This window comes from Actinomadura sp. NPDC000929 (assembly GCF_040492065.1).
GTDB lineage: Bacteria > Actinomycetota > Actinomycetes > Streptosporangiales > Streptosporangiaceae > Spirillospora > Spirillospora verrucosospora.
The window spans coordinates 1-22,241 of sequence record NZ_JBEUPA010000116.1; the positions used below are offsets into that span (position 1 = coordinate 1).

The following is a 22,241-nucleotide window of genomic DNA, read 5'->3' on the forward strand; positions in this document are numbered from 1 at the left end:
GCCAGCTCCGGTCCCCTCGTCAGGCGGGGACGGCGCGGGGCAGGGAGCCCGGCCGGCGCCGGGCGCGGCAGCGCCGTCGGCCGCGTCATCGCCGCACCTCGCCGAGCGCCCCGGCGGGGGCGTCGAGCTGCGGGAGGTCGTGGCCGAGCCGGTCGCGCTTGGCGGTGAGGTAGCGGACGTTGTCGGCGCTGACCGGGACGAGCAGCGGGACGCGCGCCGCGACGGCGACCCCGTAGGACTCCAGCGCGCTCACCTTGACCGGGTTGTTGGACATCAGCCGCACCGACCGGACGCCGAGGTGCCGCAGGATCCGGGCGGCCGGGCCGTAGTCGCGCACGTCCACCGGCAGCCCGATGGCTGTGGCGGAGTCGACGGTGTCCAGTCCCTGGTCGTCCTGCAGGATGTGGGTCCGGACCTTCGCCACCAGCCCGATCCCGCGGCCCTCGTGGCCGCGCAGGTAGACCAGTGCACCGGCGCCCTCGCGGGCGATGGCGTCCAGGGCGGCGCCCAGTTGGTCTCCGCACTCGCAGCGCGTCGCGCCGAAGATGTCGCCCGTCATGCACTCGGAGTGCATCCGGACGAGCACGTCGTCGCGCCCCCGCACCTCGCCCCGCACCAGCGCCATGTGCTCGTGCCCGTCGACCGGGTCCCGGAACGCGACGGCGCGGAACACACCGCGCCGGGTTCTGAGGTCCGCCTCCGCGATGTCCTTCTGGTCGATGCCCTCGTCCATCGCTCCCCTTCCCTGGCTACACAACCACCCCTGGTACGTCGCGAACGCCCGAGGTGGTTGTGTCCCAAAACGGTCCGTACAACCGATGGCACGCAGGGGAGGCGCCTCAGGGTTCAGCCCAGGCGGACGCGGACCACCAAGTCGTGGAGGGCGCGGCGGTTCGCGGGTGCCTCGGGGAGGGCGCTGCGGTCGCGTTCGCCTTCCAGAAGGACGGTGAGAGCGGCGACGTCGTCCTGCAGGCGGGCCTTGTCCGGCGCGTCGTCCGGCAGCGCGGCGTGCTCGGCGGCCCGCTTCGCCTCGATCAGCTCTGGCAGGTAGGACGGCCCGTCTCCGGCGAGCCGGGTCAGGTCGGCCTCGACCTCGCCGGTCCGCATCAGGTGGACTCCTGTCAGCAGCACCCGGAACGTGTAAAGGAGCGGTTTGAGCTCCCGCGAGCGCTCGAAGAGCTTCCACTGGGACCGCGCGAACCCCAGGTAGTGGTGCGCGTGGTTGAAGGTGACCAGCCCGGGGACGAGGGACTTCAGCTCCGCGTGCACGGGAGAGGTGGCCACGACCAGGGGCGACATGACCTGCTCCAGGACGTAGCCGTTGCGCCGCATGAGCAGCGTGCAGAACTTGGCCAGTTCGTGGGTGACCGCGTCGGCCTCCACTCCGGCGTGGTCCCACATCAGCGTGACGGTCTCCTCCCCCGTCTCCAGGCCGACGACCTCCTCCAGCGGCAGCAGGTGGACGCCGCGCAGGTCGACGTCGGAGTCCCGCGACGGGAACCCGTACAGGTGCGCGCCGCTGACGGTGAGGAACGCGCGGGGGTAGGGGTGGTCGGCGGCGAGGCGGTCGGCCATGCCCTCGGGGAGGTTCACCAGGTCACACTCCTACGTCGAACGGAGACCAGCAGTTCCTCGACCGCGGCGCGGTCGGGCTCGGGCGGCAGCGGGCTTCGGTCCAGGGCCTCGTCCATCGCGGCGCCGACGGAGGCGCGCCACGCGCCGATCTCGTCCCAGCCGACCTCGCCGCGGCGGACGGCGAGGAGCCGCTCGCGCAGGCCGCCGACCTCCAGCCGCGGCTCGCCGTGCCGGACGAGGCGCAGGCCGCTCTCCAGCAGCCGCAGCATGTGCATGACGTGCTTCCAGCGCGGCGCTCCGCCGTTGCGCAAGTCGCCGTCCAGCTTGCGGAACTGGGCCTCGGCGTAGCGGAGGAACGTGCGGTGCGCATGCCGGGACAGGAACGCCGGCCGCACGGCCAGCAGCTCCTCCCCGACCGGCGTGACCCGCTCGACCAGCGGCGACCACAGGCATTCGAGGACGGTCGGGTTCGCGGCCAGCGCCAGCTCGCAGAAGCGCTCCAGCTCCCAGGAGAACTGCTCGGGCAGCGGGCCGTCCAGATGCGTCGGCGGCTTGGTGAAACGCCAGAACAGGGGCGCCGGGGCCGCGTAGACGCCGCGCCGGTCGACGTCGCTCTCATCGGTGGCCAGTCCGTACGCGCGCGACCCGACCACGACCGACAGGATCGTGTGGTCGCGGACGAGGTCGAGCGCGCCGGAGGGGTCGGGGTTCGTCACGCGGGCAGCCTGGCGCAGGCCCCGCGGGCATGTCGACCGGATTGTCCGGTCTGTGCAAAACGGTTACAGATCGGCCACGAACTTGCTGAAAGTTTCTGCAAGTGATTTACGCGGCTGAAACGCGTTGCTAACGTCCCGGACCAGCCACCCCCAACTCTTGACCTGCGGGACGACGGCCCGGCGCGGGACGTCCCGCGAAGGAGGACACCATGCGGCGCACTCCCCTGATCGGCGGCACGGTCGTCTGCGCCGCCCTCGCGCTGTCGCTCTCCGCCTGCGGCGACGACGACGGCGGCTCGAAGGGCGGCGCGGGCGCGGCGAGCCTGCAGGGCCGCGGTCCGATCACCTTCGTGACCGGCAAGGACCGCTCGGGCTACCTGCAGAAGCAGCTCGACGGCTGGAACACCGAGCACCCGAAGGAGCAGGTCCGCATCATCGAACTGCCGGACGAGCCGAACGACCAGCGGCAGCAGATGATCCAGAACGCCACGACCAGGTCCGACGCCTACTCGGTGCTGAACCTCGACGTGGTGTGGACGGCCGAGTTCGCCGCCAACCGCTGGCTCGCGCCGCTGCCCAAGGACGAGATCGACCTGTCCAGGATGCTGCCCGCGACCATCGCCACCGGGCAGTACCGCGACAAGCTGTACGCCGTGCCGTCCACGTCCGACGCGGGGATGCTCTACTTCCGCAAGGACCTGCTGGAGAAGGCCGGCATCACCGACCCGCCGAAGACCTACACCGAGATGTGGGACGACTGCGCCAAGGTCAAGAAGCTGCCCGAGGCGAAGGACGCCGACTGTTTCTTCACCGAGGTCAACAAGACCGAGAGCATGACGATCAGCGCCGTCGAGGCGATCGAGAGCGCCGGCGGCTCCATCATCGGCCCCGACGGCAAGCCCTCGCTGAACACCCCGCAGGCCAAGCAGGGCGTCGAGTTCCTCGTCGGCGCCAAGAAGGACCACATGCCGAAGGAGGCCGTCACCCTCGACACCGAGGGCGGCCGCCGCTACTTCCAGTCCGGCAAGCTGATCTTCCAGCGGCAGTGGCCGTACCAGTACGGGCTGGCGAACTCGGACGACGGCTCGTCGAAGGTGGCGGGCAGGTTCGCGGTCGCGCCGCTGCCCGGCCCGACCGGCCCCGGCGTCGCCAACCTCGGCGGCCACAACCTCGCGATCTCCGCGTTCGCCAAGAACAAGGCGACCTCGCTCGACTTCATCCGCTACCTCACCGGCGAGCAGGCCCAGCGCGCCAACCTCCTCGCGACCTCGCAGGCGCCCACCGTCGCGGCGCTGTACGACGACCCCGAGATGGTGAAGAAGTTCCCGTACCTGCCCGTCCTCAAGCAGGCCATCGCCAACGCCAGGCCCCGTCCGGTCGCCGTCAAGTACGGCGACGTCACCGCCGCGATCCAGGGTGAGATGTACGACGCGGTGACCGGGAAGAAGCCCGCCGACCAGGCCCTGACGGACCTGCAGGGCAAGCTCCAGCCGCTGACCGCGCAGTGAGCGGGACGACCACCGCCGAGAGCGCGCCCGCCGCCGGCACCGCCGCGGCGGGCGCGCCCCGCGGACGCGCGAAGTCCGACGTGCAGGGCACGCGGCGGCTCGCGGCGCTGCTGCTGTCGCCCACCCTGCTCGTGCTCGCCCTCGTGATCGGCTACCCGGTCCTCGCCGGCTTCCGCGAGTCGCTGTACGCGCGCGGCGAGGGACTGGACGCCGACGGGTTCGTCGTCGAGGGCGACCGCTTCGTCGGCCTCGACAACTACACCGCGATCTTCCAGGGCGACCGCGCCGACGCCTTCTGGAACGCCTTCTCCAACACCACGTTCTTCACCCTCACCACGGTCGTGCTGGAGACGGTGATCGGCGTCGCGATGGCGCTGATCATGCAGCAGGCGTTCCGCGGGCGGGCGCTGGTGCGCGCGAGCATCCTCGTCCCCTGGGCGATCCCGACCGCGATCTCCGGGCTGCTGTGGCGGTGGATCTTCCAGGCCGACGGCGCCGCGAACGCGGTGCTGCGCCAGGAGATCCTGTGGACCGCCGACGGCTTCCCCGCCAAGGCGGCCGTCGTCATCGCCGAGGTGTGGAAGACCTCCCCGTTCATCGGCCTGCTCGTCCTCGCCGGGCTGCAGATGATCCCCCGGGACGTCTACGAGGCCGCCCGGGTGGACGGCGCCGGCCCGGTCCAGCAGTTCTTCCGCATCACGCTGCCGCTGGTCAAGCCCGCGCTGCTGGTCGCCGTGCTGTTCCGGATGCTGGACGTGCTGCGGATGTTCGACCTGCCCGCCGTGCTGATCGGCGTCAACCAGAAGTCCGTGGAGACGCTGACGATGATCGCCTGGTTCGAGGCGTCCAACCTGAGGTACGGGTCGGCGGCGGCATACGCGACCGTCCTGTTCCTGTACATCGCGCTCATCGCCTACCTGTTCGTGAAGCTGCTCGGCGCCGACATCATCGGCGAGGCCCGGCGGACCAGGCGCCCGCGCGCCGTCCGGACGCCGCGCGGCGGAAGGAGGGCGGCGGCATGACCGGCTCAGTGGTGAAGCGGACGCTGTCCTCCCTCGGGTTCGCCGCCGTGGCGGTGTACTGCCTCGCGCCGTTCTACTGGATGGCGGTCTCGGCGTTCCGCCGGCCGCAGGACCAGTTCGACAACTCGCCGGTCCCGGCGCGGTGGTCGTGGGAGAACTTCTCCGCGGTGTTCTCCGGCGACAACGGCTTCGGCCGCGCCCTGCTGAACAGCGTCATCGTGGCGGGCGCCACCACCGTGCTCACCCTGCTGGTCGGCACGTTCACCGCGTACGCGCTGGCCCGGCTGGACTTCCGGTTCAAGAACGCGGTGCTCGGACTGATCGTCGCGACGACGATGTTCCCGGGAATCTCGCAGCTGGTCCCGCTGCTGAAGCTCTTCACCGACATCAAGTGGATCAACACCTACCAGGCGATGGTGCTGCCCAGCCTCGGGTTCGCGCTGCCGCTGTCGGTGTGGCTGCTCACCGCGTTCTTCCGGCAGCTGCCGTTCGAGCTGGAGCAGGCGGCGATGGTGGACGGCTGCACCCGCGGCCAGGCCTTCCGCAAGATCATCGTGCCGCTGGCGGCGCCCGGGGTGTTCACCACGGCGATCCTGACCTTCATCGCCGCGTGGAACGAGTTCCTCATCGCGCTGTCCGTGGTCAACAAGAAGGAGATGCAGACCGCGACCGTCGCGATCTCCAAGTTCACCGGCGTCTCCGGGTTCGACCAGCCGTTCGGCACCCAGATGGCGGCCGGGGTGATCGTGACCGTCCCGCTCATCGCCGTGGTGCTGGTCTTCCAGCGCCGGATCGTCGCCGGCCTCACCGCCGGCGGCGTCAAGTAGCACCCGACAGCTCCCGACAAAAAAGGATGTTCATGACCCAGGACACCCTGCTCGTCCACACCGCCGGCGACCGCGCCGAAGGCGGAGGCTGGTGGCGCGACGCCGTCATCTACCAGGTGTACGTGCGCAGCTTCGCCGACTCCGACGGCGACGGTGTCGGCGACCTGCCGGGCATCCGGTCCCGGCTGCCCTACCTGGCCGGCCTCGGCGTGGACGCGCTGTGGCTGACCCCGTTCTACGTCTCGCCGATGGCCGACTTCGGCTACGACGTGGCGGACTACCGCGACGTCGACCCGCTGTTCGGCACCCTCGCCGACGCGCGCGGCCTCATCGCGGACGCGCACGCGCACGGGCTGCGGATCATCGTGGACGTCGTGCCGAACCACACCTCCGACCGGCACGCCTGGTTCCGGGCCGCGCTCGCCGCTGTCCCCGGGTCCGCCGAGCGCGACCGCTACGTCTTCCGGGACGGGAGGGGACCGGACGGCGCCGAACCCCCCAACGACTGGGAGTCGGTGTTCGGCGGCCCCGCCTGGACGCGGGTGCCGGACGGCCAGTGGTACCTGCACCTGTTCGCGTCCGAGCAGCCCGACCTCAACTGGGAGAACCCCGAGGTCCACGCCGAGTTCGCCGACGTCCTGAGGTTCTGGCTCGACCTCGGCGTGGACGGCTTCCGCGTGGACGTCGCGCACGGCATGGCCAAGGCGCCGGGCCTGCCCGACGTGGGCCACCCGAACCAGACGGAGATGCTCGGCACGGCCGTCCTGCCCTACTTCGACCAGGACTCCGTCCACGACATCCACCGCGCGTGGCGCCGCCTGCTCGACTCCTACGGCGGGGAGCGGATCGCCGTCGCCGAGGCGTGGGCGCCCACGCCGCAGCGGCTCGCCGACTACACCCGTCCCGACGAGCTGCACCAGGCGTTCAACTTCCACTACCTGACCGCGCCGTGGGAGGCCGGCGGGATGCGGGCGGTGATCGAGGAGTCGCTGCGCGCGGCCGGGGCGGTCGGCGCGCCCGCGACCTGGGTGCTGTCCAACCACGACGTGAAACGCCACGTCACGCGGTACGGCGACGGCGAGACCGGCCTGCGGCGCGCCCGCGCGGCCGCGCTCCTGACGCTCGCGCTGCCCGGCTCGGCCTACGTCTACCAGGGCGAGGAGCTCGGCCTGCCGGAGGTCCTGGACCTGCCGGAGGAGTTCCAGCGGGACCCGCAGCGGCTGCGCGCCGAGGGCGCCGGCCGCGACGGCTGCCGCGTCCCGATGCCGTGGGAGGGCGAGGAGCCCCCGTTCGGCTTCGGCGCGGGCGGCGCGTCCTGGCTCCCGATCCCCACCGCGTGGCGCGACCTGACCGTCGCCGCGCAGGACGGCGACCCCGGCTCGATGCTCGCGCTCTACCGCGAGGCGCTGCGGATCCGCCGCGGGCATCCGGCACTCGGTGACGGGGATTTGTACTGGAATGCCAGCTCACCCGGCACACTGGTCTTCGTGCGTGCGGCCGGGGGCGGGAACGGGCGGCTCGCGTGCGCGGTCAACATGGGCGGCGCGACCGCGCGCGTCCATGTGCGGGGGACCCCGCTCCTGGCGAGCGGGCCGGTCCGCACCGACGGCCTCGCGGACGGCGGAGACGTCGACCTGCCCCCGGACACCGCACTGTGGTGGGACGTCGAGGAGGGATGACTTGAAACCTATGACGACGCGCCTGGCGGACATCGCGGCACACGCCGGGGTGAGCGAGGCGACGGTGAGCCGCGTGCTCAACGGCAAGCCGGGCGTGTCCCCGACCACGCGCCAGGCGGTGCTGACCGCTCTGGACGTGCTCGGATACGAGCGCCCGGCCCGGCTGCGCCAGCAGCGGGCCGGGCTGATCGGGCTGATCATCCCCGAGCTGACCAACCCGATCTTCCCGGCGTTCGCCGAGGTCATCGAGAGCGCGCTGGCCCGGCACGGGTACATGGCCGTGCTGTGCTCGCAGACGCCGGGCGGCGTCGCCGAGGACGACTACATCGAGATGCTGCTGGAGCGCGGCGTCGCCGGGATCATCTTCGTCAACGGCCTGCACGCCAACGCCAACTCCGACCGCGCCCGCTACGCGCGGCTGCTCGAACAGGCCCTGCCGATCGTCCTGGTCAACGGCTACCGCCCCGACATCGACGCGCCGTACGTCTCCAACGACGACGTGGCGTCGATGGAGGCGGTCGTCGCGCACCTGGCCGCAATGGGCCACCGCCGGATCGGCCTCGCGATCGGCCAGGACGTGTACGTGCCGACGCGGCGCAAGACCGAGGGGTTCCGGCGCGGGATGGCCGCGCACACCGGGCTCGCCCCGGACGAGGTGGACGAGCTGGTCGTCAACACCATGTACACGGTCGAGGGCGGGCAGGCGGCGGCCGCGAAGCTGCTCGACGCGGGCTGCACGGCGATCTGCGGCGGCAACGACATCATGGCGCTCGGCGCGATCCGGGCCGCCCGGTCGCGCGGCCTCCAGGTCCCCGAGGACGTGTCGGTGACGGGCATGGACGACTCGCCGCTCACCGCCTACCTCGACCCCCCGCTGACCACGGTCCGGCAGTCGGTGCGGGAGATGTCGATGGCCGCGGTGAGCACCGTCCTGGACGAGATCCGGGGCACCCGAGCGCCCCGCACCGAGCTGCTCTACCGGCCCGAACTCGTCGTCCGGCGGTCCACGGCCCCTGCCCCGGCGGCGGCCCGGCTGACCCCCGTCAAGGAGGGCTGACCCGGACCTGACGGGGTGTCGGACCAGGCCTGACCCGGCTGCCGCGGGAGCCAGGTTCTTGTAACGGTTATGTTTCGGCACATTGACAGTGAGCCGGGTCACGGTCTTTCATCCGTGGGAGCGCTCCCACACCGATGCACCACCACAACCTGAGAGGGGTCCGCCATGAGGGCCATCATGCGGCGCGGACTGAGTACGGCGATGGCGGCGGTACTCGTCGGCGGCCTCGCCGTCGCGTGCGGCGGCGACGGCGACGACGACAAGGGAGGCTCCGACAGCGGGCCGGTCGAGCTGACCGTCGACGTCTTCGGCGAGCCGGGCTACGACGCGCTCTACAAGCAGTACGAGCAGTCCCACCCCAACGTGAAGATCAAGCAACGCAAGGTCTCCACCCTGGACGAGTACAAGCCGCGCATCCAGCAGTGGATGGCGACCGGCAGCGGCGCGGGCGACGTCGTGATGCTGGAGGAGGGCATCCTGCCGCTCTACATGCAGCAGAAGGCCAAGTTCCTCAACCTGTTCGACTACGGCGGCAAGGACCTGGAGAAGAACTTCCTGCCGTGGAAGTGGCAGGCGGGCGTCACCCCCGACGGCAAGCAGCTCATCGGCCTCGGCACCGACGTCGGCCCCCTCGCCATGTGCTACCGCACGGACCTGTTCAAGAAGGCGGGCCTGCCCACCGACCGCGCCGAGGTCGGCAAGCTCTGGCCGACGTGGGACGCGTTCCTGTCCACGGGGCAGAAGTTCCAGGAGAAGGTGCCCGGCAGCAAGTGGCTGGACGGCCCCACCGCCGTGTTCCGCGCCACCGTCCTGCAGAACGCCGGCACCGGCCCGGGCTACAGCTTCTTCGACAAGAGCGAGAACCTCGTCTTCGACAGCAACCCGGCGGTCCGGCAGGCGTTCGACACGTCACTGAAGTTCGAGCAGAGCAAGCTCACCGCCGACATGTCGATCTTCACGCCGCCGTGGCAGACCGCTCTCAAGCGCGACACCTTCGCGACCCTGCCGTGCCCGTCCTGGATGCTCGGCGGCATCGAGGAGTTCTCCGGCAAGTCGGGTAAGGGCAAGTGGGACGTGGCCACCACGCCCGGCGGCTCCGGCTACTGGGGCGGCTCGTGGCTCGCGGTGCCCAAGCAGACCAAGCACGCCAAGGCCGCCGCCGAGCTCGCCGAGTTCCTGACCTCCCCCGAGGGCCAGGTCGGCGCGTTCAAGGCCGCGAACGTCTTCCCGTCCTCGCCGCAGGCCGCGCAGGACCCGGCGGTCGCGGGCGCCAAGAGCGCGTACTTCAACGACGCCCCGATCGGGCAGATCTTCGGGCAGCTGGTGGCCGCGGTGAAGCCGGTGCACCTCGGGCCGAAGAACGAGGACGTGCGCGCCGCGGTGGAGAACGTCCTGATCTCCGTGGGCCAGGGCCGGCAGAAGCCCGACCAGGCCTGGACCAAGTCCGTCGACGAGGCGAAGAAGGCCGCCAGGTAGCCGGCGGTCCCCCGACCACGGCGGCGGCGCCGGGCCGTACCTCCCCGCCGGCGCCGCCGCCGTTCCCCTCCCCCGCTTCGTCCCGTCCTCGGAAAGGAGGCGCACGACGTGACCACCGATCTGCGCCCCAGCCGGAACGGCCCGCCGGCGGCCTCGCCCGCGGCGGCGCGGCCGGAACCGGGCCGCACCTGGCGCGCACGGCTGGCCCGGCTCGACGTGAAGGGCGCCCCCTATGCCTTCATCTCGCCGTTCTACCTCGTCTTCCTGATCTTCGGCGCGTTCCCGCTCGTCTACACGCTCTGGGTCTCCCTGCACGACTGGGAGCTGGCGTCGGGGACCCGCAAGTTCGTCGGGCTCGACAACTACGACTACCTGCTGAGCGACGCCGACTTCTGGCACGCCACGGTCAACACCCTCGGGATCTTCGCCCTCTCGACCGTCCCGCAGCTGCTGATCGCCCTGCTGATCGCCAACACCCTGAACCGGCGGATGCGGCTGCCGACGCTGTTCCGGATCGGGATGGTCGCCCCGCTGGTCACCTCGACCGCCGCCGTCGCGATCGTGTTCACCCAGATGTTCGACAAGGACTGGGGCATGGTCAACTGGGCGATCGGGCTGGTCGGCATCGACCCGATCCACTGGTCGAGCAGCCGCGGCTGGTCCTGGGCGGCCATCGCGATGATGGTGGACTGGCGCTGGACCGGCTACAACGCGCTCATCTACCTGGCCGCCATGCAGGCGATCCCGAAGGACCTCTACGAGGCCGCGGCGATCGACGGCGCGTCCCGGCTCCGGCAGTTCTGGCAGATCACGGTGCCGATGCTGCGCCCCACCATCATCTTCACGGTGATCATCTCGACGATCGGCGGGCTCCAGCTGTTCACCGAGCCCGTGCTGTTCAGCGTCGGCACGCCGAACAAGATGGACGGCGGCCCGATGCACCAGTTCCAGACGATCACGATGTACATGTACGACAACGCGTTCGGCCATGACCGCTACGGCTACGGCGCGACGGTCGCCTGGGCGCTGTTCGTAATGATCATCGTGTTCTCCCTGATCAACTTCCTGGCCGTGCGCCGCACGGGAGGCACCAAGTGACCACGCTCCTCGCCGGCCCCGGTGGCCGGAACCCCGGCGGCCGGCGCGCCGCCGCGCATCCCGGCCGCTACCGCGGCCTGTGGAACGCCAGTCCGCTCACCTATCTCACGCTGGTCGTGGCGCTGGCCCTGTCGATCTTCCCGATCTACTGGATGATCATCGTGGCGACCCGCACGAACAGCGTGGTCGCCGACGTCCCGCCCCCGCTGCTGCCGGGCGGCCACGGCGGCGACAACGTCGGCCGGCTGTTCGACAACCCGGAGGCCTACTTCGCCAAGGGCCTGCTGAACTCCGCGATCGCCTCCGCGGCGGTGACGGTCTCCACGGTGTTCTTCGCCTCGCTGGCCGGGTTCGCGTTCGCCAAGCTGCGCTTCCGCGGCAAGAACGGGCTGCTGCTCACCATCATCGCCACAATGATGATCCCGGTGCAGATGGGCATCATCCCGCTCTACATGATCATGGTGAAGCTGGGCTGGCAGAACCACCTGCAGGCGGTCATCGTCCCGTTCCTGGTCACCGGGTTCGGGGTGTTCATGATGCGGCAGTACGCCGACCAGGCCGTCCCGGACGAGCTGATCGAGGCGGCCCGCGTCGACGGGTGCACCACGTTCGGCATCTACTGGCGGGTCGTGCTCCCCGCGCTGCGCCCCGCCGCGGGCGTCCTCGGGCTGTTCACGTTCATGCAGACCTGGAACGAGTTCATGTGGCCGCTGGCGGTGCTGAGCCCGGACAACCCGACGGTCCAGCTGTCCATCAACAACCTCGCGAACGCCTACTTCAAGGACTACACGCTCATGTTCGCCGGGACCAGCGTGGCGATCCTGCCGCTGCTCGTGGTGTTCATCGTTTTCGGCCGCCAGATCATCGGCGGGATCATGGAAGGTGCAGTGAAGGCGTGACCTCCCTCAAGGACGACACCAGCGCGGCTCCCGCCGCACCTTTCCCCACCGGCTTCCGCTGGGGGGCGGCCACCGCCGCCTACCAGATCGAGGGCGCCGCGGGCGAGGGCGGGCGCGGACCGTCCATCTGGGACACCTTCTGCCGCACGCCGGGCAAGGTCCTGCGCGGCGAGACCGGCGACGTCGCGGTGGACCACTACCACCGGTTCCCCGAGGACGTGGCCCTCATGTCCGACCTCGGGCTCACCGCGTACCGGTTCTCGATCTCCTGGCCGCGGGTGCAGCCGTCCGGGGCCGGGCCCTTCAACACCGAGGGCCTCGACTTCTACCGGCGGCTCGTGGACGCCCTGCTGGAGGCCGGCATCGAGCCGTGGCCGACGCTCTACCACTGGGACCTCCCGCAGCCGCTGGAGGACAAGGGCGGCTGGCCCGACCGGGACACCGCGCACCGGTTCGCCGAGTACGCCGACCACGTGCACGCGGCGCTCGGCGACCGCGTCGCGCAGTGGATGACGGTGAACGAGCCGTGGTGCGCGGCGTTCCTCGGCTACGCCTCCGGCGACCACGCGCCCGGACGCGTCGACCCGTCGGCGTCGCTGCTGGCCGCGCACCACCTGATGCTCGGCCACGGCCTGGCCGTCGAGGCGATGCGGGCCCGCCGCCCCGGCAACCGCTTCGGCGCCGCCGTCAACCTCTACGCGGTGTCGCCGGCGACCGGCGACCCGGCCGACGTCGACGCGGCGCGCCGGATCGACGGGCTGCAGAACCGGCTGTTCCTCGACCCGCTGCTGCTCGGCCGCTACCCCGAGGACGTCCTCGCCGACACGTCCCGCTACGGGTTCACCCCGCCCGACGCGGACCTGGCGGTCATCAACCAGCCGCTCGACCAGCTGGGCATCAACTACTACTCGCGGCACACCGTCGCGGGGACGCCCGGCGAGGCGGCGCAGACCGCGTCGTCGCCGTTCGCGACGAACTCCCCCTGGCCCGGCAGCGGCCACGTCCGGTTCGTGCCGGCCGGGCGCCCGGTCACCGGGATGGGCTGGGAGATCGACGAGCGCGGCCTGCACGAGGTGCTGACCCGGCTGCACCGCGAGTACCCGTCCGTCCCGCTCTACATCACCGAGAACGGCGCCGGCTACGACGAGGTCCCCACCGAGGATGGCACGGTCCAAGACGCGGGCCGCATCGCCTACCTCGACGCGCACCTGCGGGCGTGCCACGACGCCATCTCCGAAGGGGTGCCGCTGCGGGGCTATTTCACATGGTCGCTGCTGGATAATTTCGAATGGGCTTGGGGCTACTCCAAGCGTTTCGGGCTGGTCCACGTCGATTACGCCACGCAGCGCCGGGTGCCCAAGGAGAGCGCACGGTGGTACGCCGGAGTGATCCGGCGGGGCGGGCTGCCCGAGCGGGGCTGACCCGGGCGACGGCACGGACGAAGGGGGCCAGATGACGGGCAGGAGCACGCGCCCGACCCTGGAGGAGGTCGCGGCGCGGGCCGGCGTGGGCCGCGGCACGGTGTCCCGGGTGGTCAACGGCTCGCCGCGGGTCAGCCCGCAGGCCCGCGAGGCGGTGCTGAAGGCGATCGAGGAGCTCGGGTACGTGCCGAACCGCGCGGCCCGCACCCTCGTCACCCGCCGCACCGACACCGTGGCCCTGGTCGTCGCCGAGTCCGACCAGCGGCTGTTCGGCGAGCCGTACTTCGCCGGGATCATCCGCGGGATCAGCAACGGCCTCGCCGACACCGGCCTGCAGCTCCTGCTCGCCCTCGCCCGCTCCCCCGCCGAGTACGGCCGGCTGGAGGACTACCTCACCACCCAGCACGTGGACGGGGTGCTCCTCACCTCCCTGCACGCCGAGGACCCGCTGCCCGCGAAGCTGGAGGCCAACGGGGTGCCGACCGTCCTCGGCGGCCGCCCGCCCGGCCTGCACCCGGTCAGCTACGTCGACGTCGACAACCGCAGCGGCGCCCGCGAGGCCGTCGGCCACCTCATCGCGGGCGGCCGGCGGCGCATCGCGACCATCGCCGGCCCCCAGGACATGGGGGTCGGCATCGACCGGCTGGCCGGCTACCGGGAGGCGCTCGCCGAGGCGGGGCTGCCCGAGTACGTCGAGTACGGCGACTTCGGCGAGGCCAGCGGCATCACCGCGGCGGAGCGGCTGCTGGCCGCCGAGCCGTCCCTGGACGCGGTGTTCGCCGCCGACGACCCGATGGCGCTCGGCGCGCTGCGGGTCCTGCACCGCAGCGGGCGCAGCGTCCCCGGCGACGTCGCGGTGATCGGCTTCGACGACTCGGCCGCCGCCCCGCTGGCCGACCCGCCGCTCAGCACCGTCCACCAGTCGCCGGAGGAGATGGGCCGGGAGATGGCCCGGCTGCTGGTCTCCCGGATCCGCGGCGAAACCGTCGCCGACCCGGTCGTCATTCTGCGCCCCCACCTGGTGCTACGCGATTCCGCGTGAGAACCTCGGCTCCGCGCTTATGATCGTTCGAGTCGTCCCGGGCAAGGAGCACAGACATGGCCTACGAACCGACCGCCGCCGAGCGCGTCCACCTCGACCGCTGCGTGGAACTCGCGCGGGAGGCGCTGGAGGCGTCCGACGAGCCCTTCGGGACCGTGCTCGTGTCGGCGTCCGGCGAGGTCCTGTTCGAGGACCGCAACCGCACCGCGGACGGCGACCAGACCCGCCACCCCGAGTTCGAGGTCGCGCGGTGGGCGGCGAACAACATGGCGCCGGACGAGCGCGCGACCGCCACCGTGTTCACCTCCGGCGAGCACTGCCCGATGTGCTCGGCCGCGCACGCCTGGGTCGGCCTCGGCCGCATCGTCTACATCATGTCGTCCCGCCAGCTCGTGGCCCTGCGCACCGAGCTCGGCGCCGCGCCCGGGCCGGTCAGCGCCCTCCCGGTCCAGGAGGTGGCGCCGGGCGTCCCGGTGGACGGCCCGGTCGCCGCCCTCGAAGCGACGATGCGCGAGCTGCACACGCGCGCCTCCGCCTGAGGGCGGCGGTTCCGGGGCTCACCGCCCGGTCAGCGCCTCCAGCCGGTCGACGGCGCCGCGCCAGTCGGAGGGGAGCCAGCACCGGGTCGCCCGGTGCCCGCGGTAGGTGAGCGTGTAGGTGAAGTGGTCGGCCACCTGGCACCCCTCGGACGAGGACTCAGTGGTGACGACGCGGCTCAGCGCGTCCTTCAGACCGCGCATCTCCTCCGCGCCGAGCGCGACCTTCTCGTCATTGACGAGCGCCGTTCCCGCCATGTTCACCGTCACTTTCTGGTGAATTCCAGCGAATCCTCCTGAACGTTCGTAGGCGACCAGCACGTCCGGCCCGGTGTGAGCGAGCATGGGCATCTCCTTTTGCGCGGGCCGCCGGACAGCACCCCGCTCCCCATTCCGGCGGCCCGCAGATCGTGAGTTACTCGCTGAAAAGGATTCCACCGGTGGCGCGCACGGCGAGGCACCGGTTCGCATACGTCCGCGCGAAATGCCGGCCGGATCCGTGCCAGACGCCGTTCGCGATCACCGTGACGGGCGCGTGCTCCAGCGTGCAGGCGGTCGGCCGCGCCGGAACGCGCCCGACCTCGCCGTCGACGGCTTCGAGCTGGTCACAGGCCTGGGACGCGGCGGCGTGCGTCCCTCCGTCCGGGTCGCACCACAGGGTTCGCGTGGCGACGGGACCGCTCTGCGGCATCACCGTGAGCAGGTAGACGCCGACCGGGCCGTCCGCCCGGGCCGGCACGGCCGGGGCGGTCATCGCCATTCCGGCCAGAACGGCCGCCCACCGGAAACGGGCACGCGACATGTGCATGTCTTCCTCCCTGGATCGCCCACCGCGATCTGCGGCAATGGCCGGCGGGGCATCGAATTGTGGTGGATGTCCCGCCGCATCCAGACATTAGGTGCCACAAACTCCCTCGAACAAGGCCGATCTACGTCCCCAACCGGCCACCCGTTCATTCTTAAATCACGTCTGCCCGAATGTGCAATGCCGATAACTGGTGAATTGCCCGCCGGGTGTGCTATTCGCGCCGTCCCGTCCACCGGGACTCCGCCCGCCGCGCCGCGCGGGCCGTGGGCCAGGATCGGGCCATGCCCGCCGACCAGCCCAGCCACCAGGCCATCGCCAACCTCGTCTTCCGCTACGCCGCGTGCGTTGACGGCGCGGACTTCGCGGGCATCCGCGACCTGTTCGCCGACGCCTCGTTCACCGGCAGCGGCGGCACCCTAAGCGGCGGCGAGGCGATCGCGGCGATGTTCGAGCGGACCGTGATCGTCCACGCCGACGGCACCCTCGGCACCAAGCACGTCACCACGAACCTGGCCGTCGAGGTGGACGAGGAGGCGGGCACGGCGACGTCCAAGGCGTACTACACCGTCCTCCAGGCCGTCCCGGGCCTCCCTCTCCAGCCCATCGCCTGCGGCACCTACGACGACGCCTTCGCCCGCACCGGCGGCCGCTGGCACTTCACCGCACGCCGCATCACCCTCGACCTGGCCGGCGACCTGACCCACCACCTCCGCCGCCCCGGGAACCTCCCGTCCCGCACTTCGCCACCTCACCAGGGATAGGTGCCGCCGTTCTCGTTGAGGAAGACGCCCGTCGTCTCCTCCGCGAGCTGCCTGGCTATGTGGGCTCCGCCCTCCTCCGCGCTCAGCACGCCCGTGTGGCCGTTGAGGTCGGTGGCACAGAAGCCGGGCGAAAGCGCGTTGACCCGGATCCCGGAATCCCGGAGGGTGTGGGCGTAGATGAGCGTGACGGCGTTGAGCGCCGCCTTGGACGAGTTGTAGCCCAGGAGCGTCGCGTACCGGGCGAACCCTTCGTCCGGATCGCTCAGGAAGGCGAAGGTCCCGAGCCCGCTGGAGACGTTCCCGACGTAGCCGGACGGCGACCTGTGCAGCAGCGGCAGCATGGCGTTGGTGACGGCGACGACGCCGAACACGTTGGTCTCGTAGACCTCGCGCAGGTCGTCGACGGGAATCTCGGCCGGCGGGCGGGACCCGTCCCGGGTGGTGACGGCGTTGTTCACCAGGACGTCGAGACGGCCGTACTCGGCGTCGACCAGTTCCGCGGCCGCCGCGATCGTCGCCGGATCCGTCACGTCCAGCCGGACGTACCGGACGTCGAGCCCCTGCTCGGCCAGGCTCGCGGCGGCGGCCGTCCCGCGGCCCTCGTCCCTCGCGCCCAGCAGCACCGTGTGCCCGTCCCGCGCCATCGCGCCGGCGGTCGCGAAGCCGATGCCCTTGTTGGCGCCCGTGATGAGAACGATCAGTTTGGTCGTCATGGGACGCAACCCTGGCCTCCCGCCGCCGCGGGCGGGAGAGCACCGCCGAGGCTGGTACCGGCGGTCCCATGGTGGCCGCGCGGCCGGGCGGTCACACTGGAGCCATGCAGCACGGGGACCGGGCGGAACTGGCCGCCTTCCTGCGGCGGCGACGGGCGCGGATGCAGCCGTCCGAGGTCGGGCTGGAGCGGGGACGCCGCCGCACGCCCGGCCTTCGCCGCCAGGAGGTCGCGAATCTCGCCGGGATGTCGGTGGACTACTACGTCCGCCTCGAACAGGGCCGGGGGCCGCGGCCGTCGCGGCAGATGCTCGCCGCGCTCGGGCGGGCGCTGCGGCTGACCGACGACGAGCGGTCCCATCTCCACTACCTGGCCGGCGAGGTGCCCGCGCCGCCTCCGGCGCCGGTGCGCGAGGTGCGGCCGGGCCTGCTGCACCTGCTCGAACGGCTCGCCGACACCCCCGCGCTCGTCTGCGACGCCAAGTACGACGTCCTCGCCTGGAACCCCATGGCCGCCGCCCTGTTCGGCGACTTCTCCGCTGTTCCGGAAGACGAGCGCAACGTCGTCTGGCGCTTCTTCGCCCGCCCGCAGGCCCGTGACCGCCTCGATCCCGGCGACGCCCGCCGGTTCGCCCGCGAGGCCGTGGCCGATCTGCGCGCGGTGGCCGGCCGGTACCCGCGCGACCCCGGGGTGCGCTCGCTCGTCGAACGGCTGCTGGCCGCCAGTCCCGAGTTCCGGGCGCTGTGGGCCGAGGGCGACGTCCGGCTCCGGCGCTCGACGCGCAAGCTCATCCGGCACCCGGTGGCGGGCCTGCTCGACCTCCAGTGCGAGGCTCTGCACGACCCGGCCCGCGACCAGTGGACCGTCTTCTACACCGCCGCCCCCGGGTCCCCCACCTCCGACGCCCTCCGGGCGCTGAGGGGCGCGAACCTGTGAGGTCGCGCCCCTCGCGCCAGGAGTGGGTCAGGGGGTCAGGGAGAAGGTGCTCAGGCGGGTCTCGCCCTTGAAGACCAGGTAGACGTCGCGGTTTCCGCGGGCTCCGGCCAGGGGTGCGGTGATCTCCTTGTAGGTGTAGGCGTCGGCGGTGGACGGGACGGTGAGGGTTCCGGCGCGGGGGCCGTCCGGACGGTCGAGGCGGACCTCGACGGTGGTCGCGGAGGTTCCCGCCACGCGGGCGGTGACGCGGCCCGCGGACGAACCGAGGGCGGCGTCCGCGAACTTCAGCCACGAGCCGGACGCGCCGGCCACCGCGTCCCCGGACGCCTTCGTCTCGTCGACCAGGCTGATGCCGTTCTGGTCGTCGAAGTCGGCGGCCCGGGTCGGCTCGGCGAGGTCGCGGGCGGGGATCGTCTCGCCGCGCACGTCGAGGACCGCCCGCCGCCGGATGTCGGTGGACGAGGAGCCGATGAGCAGGTCGTGCTCCGACTTCTCGACCGCCCACCTGCCGCGGGTCACGTCCCAGACGGCGAGGTCGGACGCGTTCAGCCGGAGTCTCGCCGTCACCGTCCGCCCCGGGGCCACGTGGACCTTGGCGAAGGCGCGCAGCCTCTTCACCGGCTGCTTCACCCGCGACTTCCGCTGGTGCGTGTAGATCTGGACGACCTCGTCCCCGGCCTTCTCACCGGTGTTGGTGACCGGGACGGTGACGGTCACCGTGCCGTCGCGTCCGATGGAGCGGGCGCTGAGCCGCGGCTCGCCGTACCGGAACGTGGTGTAGGACAGGCCGTGGCCGAACGGGTAGAGCGGCTTGCCCTTGAAGTACTGGTACGTCCGGTCGGACTTGATGATGTCGTAGTCGAGGATGTCGGGCAGGTCCGCGCCGGAGCGGTACCAGGTCTGCGGGAGCTTGCCCGAGGGGCTCTCGTCGCCGAACAGGAGGGACGCCAGGGCGTTGCCCGTCTCGGCTCCGGCGTGGCTCGTCCACAGGATCGCGGGGACGTTCTCCTGCTCCCAGTCGAGCGTCGTCGGATAGCTGTTCTCCACCACGACGACCGTGTTCGGGTTCGCCCTGCGGACGGCCTTGACGAGCTCGGACTGCCCTTCGGCGAGCGCCATCGTGGTGCGGTCGTGGTCCTCGCGGCCGTTGATGAACGGCATGCTGCCGACCACGACGACGGCGGCTCCGGCGCCCGTCACGGCCTTGACCGCCGAGTCCACGCCGCTGCTGACGACGTCCTTGGAGAAGCGGGACGCCTCGGCCTTCGTGGTGAGGGCGAGCGTTCCGTCGTCCTGGGCCCTCACATAGGTCTTCGCCGGGTCGGCCCAGTCGTAGGCCTTCTCGTAGCCGGCGTAGCGGAGCAGGTAGTCGCCGCCGTCCTGCTTCTCCAGCGCGAACATCTGCTGGACGAACCAGCCGTTCGGCTGGTCCTGGTCATTGGCGAAGGTGTCGCCCCAGTTGTGGCGGCCGACCGTCTTGCCGTTGGCGGCGCTGCGCAAGGTCACGATGCCCTGGCCCCAGTCGAACACGTCGAACTGCGTCGTGGCGTCGGAGGACGAGGCGGGCCCGGTCCTCAGGACCGCGCCGGAGCCGGTTCCCCCGGCGATGTACTTGCCGGTCTTCACGTCCTTGAGGGCGATGCGGTCGACGCCCTCGCTGGAGGCCACCGCGCCGGCGCGCTTCCTGATGCCGTCCAGCGGCGTGACCTCGTAGGGCAGCGAGCCGGAGTACCAGTCGGTGTAGAGGGTGTTCGACAGGGGCCCCACGACCGCGACCTTCTGCCGCGAGAGCGGCAGCGTGCCGCGCTGGTTCTTCAGCAGCACCATCTGCTCCGCGGCGGCGGTGCGGGCCAGCGCCCGGTGCGCGGGGCTGTCCACCGCGTCCTTGGTGATCTTGGCGTAGGGGCCGCCGCCCGGGTCGAACTCGCCGAGCCGCACCCGGACGCTCAGGATGTGCCCCGCCGCGCGGTCGATGTCGGACTCGGCGAGCAGCCCGCGTGACAGCGCCTGCTTGACCGCGTTCACGGTGATGGCCGAGTTCGTGTCGTCGGTGGTGAAGCTGTCCACGCCCGCCTTGAGGATCGCCGCGTCGCCGGTGGCCAGGTCGGGGTGGTACTTCTGGGAGCCGACGAGGTTGTTGGGGGCGCCCGCGTCGGTGACGTTGAACAGCGTCCGGTCCGACCAGGAGCGGACGAGCCCGCCGGCGTCGGGGGTGACCGTGGCGGGACGGCCGTTGACGAGGTTGTAGGACGTCATGATCCCGGTCGCGGCGTCGCGGGCGAGCGGCATCTGGAACGGGACCTCGTCGTACTCCCGGCGCACCCGCGGCGGCAGGCTGGAGGACGTCTGGTCGCGGCGGACCTCGTTGTTGTTGGCCATGTAGTGCTTGAGGACCGGCGCCGCCTTGAGGCGCTCGGGGTCGTCGCCCTGCATGCCGCGGCCGTAGGCGGTGGCGAGCAGGCCGGTGAGCAGCGGGTCCTCGGAGTAGCCCTCCTCGTTGCGCCCCCAGCGGGGGTCGCGGAGCAGGTTCACGACCGGCGCCCACAGCTGCAGGCCCCAGACGTCGGGGTTCTCGCTGTTGTACCCGCGGGCCTCGTCGCCGACGGCCGAGCCGATCCGCTTCATCAGGGCCGGGTCCCAGGTCGCGCCGAGCCCGACCGACTGCGGGAACACGGTCCCCTTGGCGGTCACGACGGCGCCGCCGTCGTGGACGTCGGTGGACCACGCGACCCCGTGCAGCGCCTCGGTGCCGGTCTTGAACCGGCGGATGCCGAGCCGCGGGATCGCGGGCTGGTACTGGTGCAGCAGCGAGATCTTCTCGTCGAGCGTCAGCCGCCCGACCAGGTCGTCCACGCGGGCCTGGACGGGCAGTCCCGGGTCGCGGAACGGGTAGGACTCGCGGGCGGCGGCGGGCGCCGTCCACGCGAGGGGGGCCGCCAGCGCGGCGGCGAGGACGAGGGTCAGCGACCGGTTGCGCCGGCCGGGGGAACGGGGATCGCGACGGAATCTGGGCAACGGTTCTCCTTCTGGAAGATCCCCCGAGCGGTGTGTCGAAGCGCTTCGATAGCGGGCCGGGCGACGGCCCCTCTCCTCCTTCGGCAAGGTGGCGGGATTCGGCCTTTCAGCGGGGCGCGGGCGCGCTGCTGGCCCGCGGGGTCAGGGTGGGCGGGAGCAGGGTCGCGGCGGGCACGGGCACGCCGTCGAGCTTGGACATCAGCAGTTCCACGGCGCGCCCGCCGACCTCCTCGGCGGGGATCGCCACCGACGTCAGGGGCGGCTCGGCGTGCTCGGCCATCTCGTCCGGGCACAGCGCGACGACGGACACGTCCTCGGGGACGCGCCGGCCGGCCGCGCGCAGCGCCCGCACCACGGGGCCGACGACCGGCTCGTTGTGGACGAGGACGCCGGTGAGACCGGGGCGCTCGGCGAGCAGCCGGGCGACGAGCGCGCGGGCCGCGTCCGCGGTCGCCTCGCACGGGTGGACCTCCCCGGTCAGCCCGTGCTCGCCGACCGCGGCGGCGAACCCGTCGGCGACCCGCTGGGCGTAGCCGGTCTGCCGGGCGTACACCTCCGGCGGCGAGCCGATCAGCGCGATCTCCCGGTGGCCGAGCCCGGCGAGGTGCTCGACGCAGACCGCCCCGGCCGCGTGGAAGTCGAGGTCGATGCAGGTGAGGTCGCCCGCGTCGGCGGGGAAGCCGATGAGCACGCTCGGCCGGTCCAGGGAGCGCAGCAGCGGCAGCCGCGGGTCCCTCATCTGCACGTCCATGACGATCAGCGCGTCGACCAGGGCGCTGTCGGCGACGCGCCGCAGGCCGTCCTCGCCCTCCTCCTGGGTGAGCAGCAGGACGTCGTGGTCGTGGCGGCGCGCGGCGGTGACGACGGAGACGGCGAACTGCATGACCACGGGCACGGCGATGCCGGAGCGCAGCGGGATCATCAGCGCCAGCACGTTGGAGCGGCTGCTGGCGAGCGCGCGGGCGCCCGCGTGCGGCCGGTAGCCGAGCTCGCGGATGCTCTCCCGGACGCGCCGCCGGGTCTCCTCGGAGATCGAGCGCTTCCCGCTCAGCACGTAGGAGACCGTGCTCGGCGACACCCCCGCGTGCCGCGCCACGTCAGTGATCTTGACCACGGACCGTCCCGTCGTGCTCGAAGCGGTTCAGAGTGCGAA

General features: G+C 71.8%; 21 protein-coding genes. 13 read left to right on the forward strand and 8 right to left on the reverse strand.

Going from position 1 to position 22,241, the window contains the following annotated elements; all coding sequences use genetic code 11:
• Positions 1-85: 85 nt before the first annotated feature.
• The 3 genes from ribA to ABWI04_RS30795 form a co-directional block, all read right to left on the reverse strand.
• Positions 86-733, reverse strand: coding sequence for a GTP cyclohydrolase II (gene ribA / locus ABWI04_RS30785; protein ID WP_345177536.1), 648 nt, complete (start codon positions 731-733; stop codon positions 86-88).
• A 113-nt stretch (positions 734-846) separates the two neighbouring features.
• Positions 847-1,593: a nucleotidyltransferase domain-containing protein gene (locus ABWI04_RS30790; protein ID WP_353834631.1), complete on the reverse strand. Its 747-nt coding sequence runs from the start codon at positions 1,591-1,593 to the stop codon at positions 847-849.
• Positions 1,590-2,291 (reverse strand): nucleotidyltransferase domain-containing protein, encoded by a 702-nt coding sequence (locus ABWI04_RS30795; protein WP_345177540.1) that lies wholly within the window; start codon positions 2,289-2,291, stop codon positions 1,590-1,592. The genes ABWI04_RS30790 and ABWI04_RS30795 overlap by 4 nt, the downstream gene beginning before the upstream one ends.
• 209 nt (positions 2,292-2,500) lie before the next feature.
• Here ABWI04_RS30795 and ABWI04_RS30800 point away from each other — a divergent pair, with 209 nt between their 5' ends.
• The 11 genes from ABWI04_RS30800 (at position 2,501) to ABWI04_RS30850 (ending at position 14,859) form a co-directional block, all read left to right on the forward strand.
• On the forward strand, positions 2,501-3,799 hold the full coding sequence (locus tag ABWI04_RS30800) for an ABC transporter substrate-binding protein (protein WP_353834632.1): 1,299 nt from the start codon (positions 2,501-2,503) through the stop codon (positions 3,797-3,799).
• Complete coding sequence (locus ABWI04_RS30805) at positions 3,796-4,821, forward strand: carbohydrate ABC transporter permease (RefSeq protein ID WP_345177544.1); 1,026 nt, start codon at positions 3,796-3,798, stop codon at positions 4,819-4,821. Before ABWI04_RS30800 ends, ABWI04_RS30805 begins: the two co-directional genes overlap by 4 nt.
• Positions 4,818-5,648, forward strand: coding sequence for a carbohydrate ABC transporter permease (locus ABWI04_RS30810; protein ID WP_353834633.1), 831 nt, complete (start codon positions 4,818-4,820; stop codon positions 5,646-5,648). Before ABWI04_RS30805 ends, ABWI04_RS30810 begins: the two co-directional genes overlap by 4 nt.
• 32 nt (positions 5,649-5,680) lie before the next feature.
• Positions 5,681-7,327: a glycoside hydrolase family 13 protein gene (locus ABWI04_RS30815; protein WP_353834634.1), complete on the forward strand. Its 1,647-nt coding sequence runs from the start codon at positions 5,681-5,683 to the stop codon at positions 7,325-7,327.
• Positions 7,328-7,337: 10 nt separating this feature from the next.
• Positions 7,338-8,384, forward strand: coding sequence for a LacI family DNA-binding transcriptional regulator (locus ABWI04_RS30820; protein ID WP_345177553.1), 1,047 nt, complete (start codon positions 7,338-7,340; stop codon positions 8,382-8,384).
• Positions 8,385-8,561: 177 nt separating this feature from the next.
• Entirely contained in the window at positions 8,562-9,860 is a 1,299-nt protein-coding gene (locus tag ABWI04_RS30825; protein ID WP_345177556.1) for an ABC transporter substrate-binding protein, read from the forward strand.
• A gap of 108 nt (positions 9,861-9,968) precedes the next feature.
• Positions 9,969-10,958 carry a carbohydrate ABC transporter permease gene (locus ABWI04_RS30830; RefSeq protein WP_378188956.1) on the forward strand — a complete coding sequence of 330 codons (990 nt, stop codon included), beginning with the start codon at positions 9,969-9,971 and terminating at the stop codon, positions 10,956-10,958.
• Complete coding sequence (locus tag ABWI04_RS30835; protein ID WP_345177558.1) at positions 10,955-11,857, forward strand: carbohydrate ABC transporter permease; 903 nt, start codon at positions 10,955-10,957, stop codon at positions 11,855-11,857. The genes ABWI04_RS30830 and ABWI04_RS30835 overlap by 4 nt, the downstream gene beginning before the upstream one ends.
• Positions 11,854-13,278 carry a GH1 family beta-glucosidase gene (locus ABWI04_RS30840; protein ID WP_353834635.1) on the forward strand — a complete coding sequence of 475 codons (1,425 nt, stop codon included), beginning with the start codon at positions 11,854-11,856 and terminating at the stop codon, positions 13,276-13,278. Before ABWI04_RS30835 ends, ABWI04_RS30840 begins: the two co-directional genes overlap by 4 nt.
• Positions 13,279-13,309: 31 nt before the next feature.
• Positions 13,310-14,320, forward strand: coding sequence for a LacI family DNA-binding transcriptional regulator (locus ABWI04_RS30845; RefSeq protein ID WP_345177565.1), 1,011 nt, complete (start codon positions 13,310-13,312; stop codon positions 14,318-14,320).
• A 56-nt stretch (positions 14,321-14,376) separates the two neighbouring features.
• Positions 14,377-14,859 (forward strand): nucleoside deaminase, encoded by a 483-nt coding sequence (locus ABWI04_RS30850; RefSeq protein WP_345177568.1) that lies wholly within the window; start codon positions 14,377-14,379, stop codon positions 14,857-14,859.
• A gap of 18 nt (positions 14,860-14,877) precedes the next feature.
• On the opposite strand, the gene ABWI04_RS30855 is transcribed toward ABWI04_RS30850, so the two are convergent.
• Together ABWI04_RS30855 and ABWI04_RS30860 are read right to left on the reverse strand one after the other, a co-directional pair.
• Positions 14,878-15,201, reverse strand: coding sequence for a hypothetical protein (locus ABWI04_RS30855; RefSeq protein WP_353834636.1), 324 nt, complete (start codon positions 15,199-15,201; stop codon positions 14,878-14,880).
• Positions 15,202-15,271: 70 nt separating this feature from the next.
• Positions 15,272-15,664: an SSI family serine proteinase inhibitor gene (locus tag ABWI04_RS30860; RefSeq protein ID WP_353834637.1), complete on the reverse strand. Its 393-nt coding sequence runs from the start codon at positions 15,662-15,664 to the stop codon at positions 15,272-15,274.
• A 281-nt stretch (positions 15,665-15,945) separates the two neighbouring features.
• On the opposite strand from ABWI04_RS30860, the gene ABWI04_RS30865 reads away from it, so the two are divergent.
• The gene (locus ABWI04_RS30865) at positions 15,946-16,425 is read left to right on the forward strand and encodes a nuclear transport factor 2 family protein (RefSeq protein WP_345177574.1); all 480 of its coding nucleotides are present in this window, start codon (positions 15,946-15,948) and stop codon (positions 16,423-16,425) included.
• Here the strand turns inward: ABWI04_RS30865 and ABWI04_RS30870 are convergent.
• Positions 16,413-17,138 (reverse strand): SDR family NAD(P)-dependent oxidoreductase, encoded by a 726-nt coding sequence (locus ABWI04_RS30870; RefSeq protein WP_353834638.1) that lies wholly within the window; start codon positions 17,136-17,138, stop codon positions 16,413-16,415. The genes ABWI04_RS30865 and ABWI04_RS30870 overlap by 13 nt on opposite strands.
• Positions 17,139-17,242: 104 nt before the next feature.
• On the opposite strand from ABWI04_RS30870, the gene ABWI04_RS30875 reads away from it, so the two are divergent.
• Positions 17,243-18,073 carry a helix-turn-helix transcriptional regulator gene (locus tag ABWI04_RS30875; protein WP_353834639.1) on the forward strand — a complete coding sequence of 277 codons (831 nt, stop codon included), beginning with the start codon at positions 17,243-17,245 and terminating at the stop codon, positions 18,071-18,073.
• 27 nt (positions 18,074-18,100) lie between these two features.
• On the opposite strand, the gene ABWI04_RS30880 is transcribed toward ABWI04_RS30875, so the two are convergent.
• Positions 18,101-21,088, reverse strand: a complete 2,988-nt coding sequence (locus ABWI04_RS30880; RefSeq protein ID WP_353834640.1) for a glycoside hydrolase family 3 C-terminal domain-containing protein — start codon at positions 21,086-21,088, stop codon at positions 18,101-18,103.
• Positions 21,089-21,194: 106 nt separating this feature from the next.
• Positions 21,195-22,202 (reverse strand): LacI family DNA-binding transcriptional regulator, encoded by a 1,008-nt coding sequence (locus ABWI04_RS30885; protein ID WP_345177581.1) that lies wholly within the window; start codon positions 22,200-22,202, stop codon positions 21,195-21,197.
• Positions 22,203-22,241 lie beyond the last annotated feature (39 nt).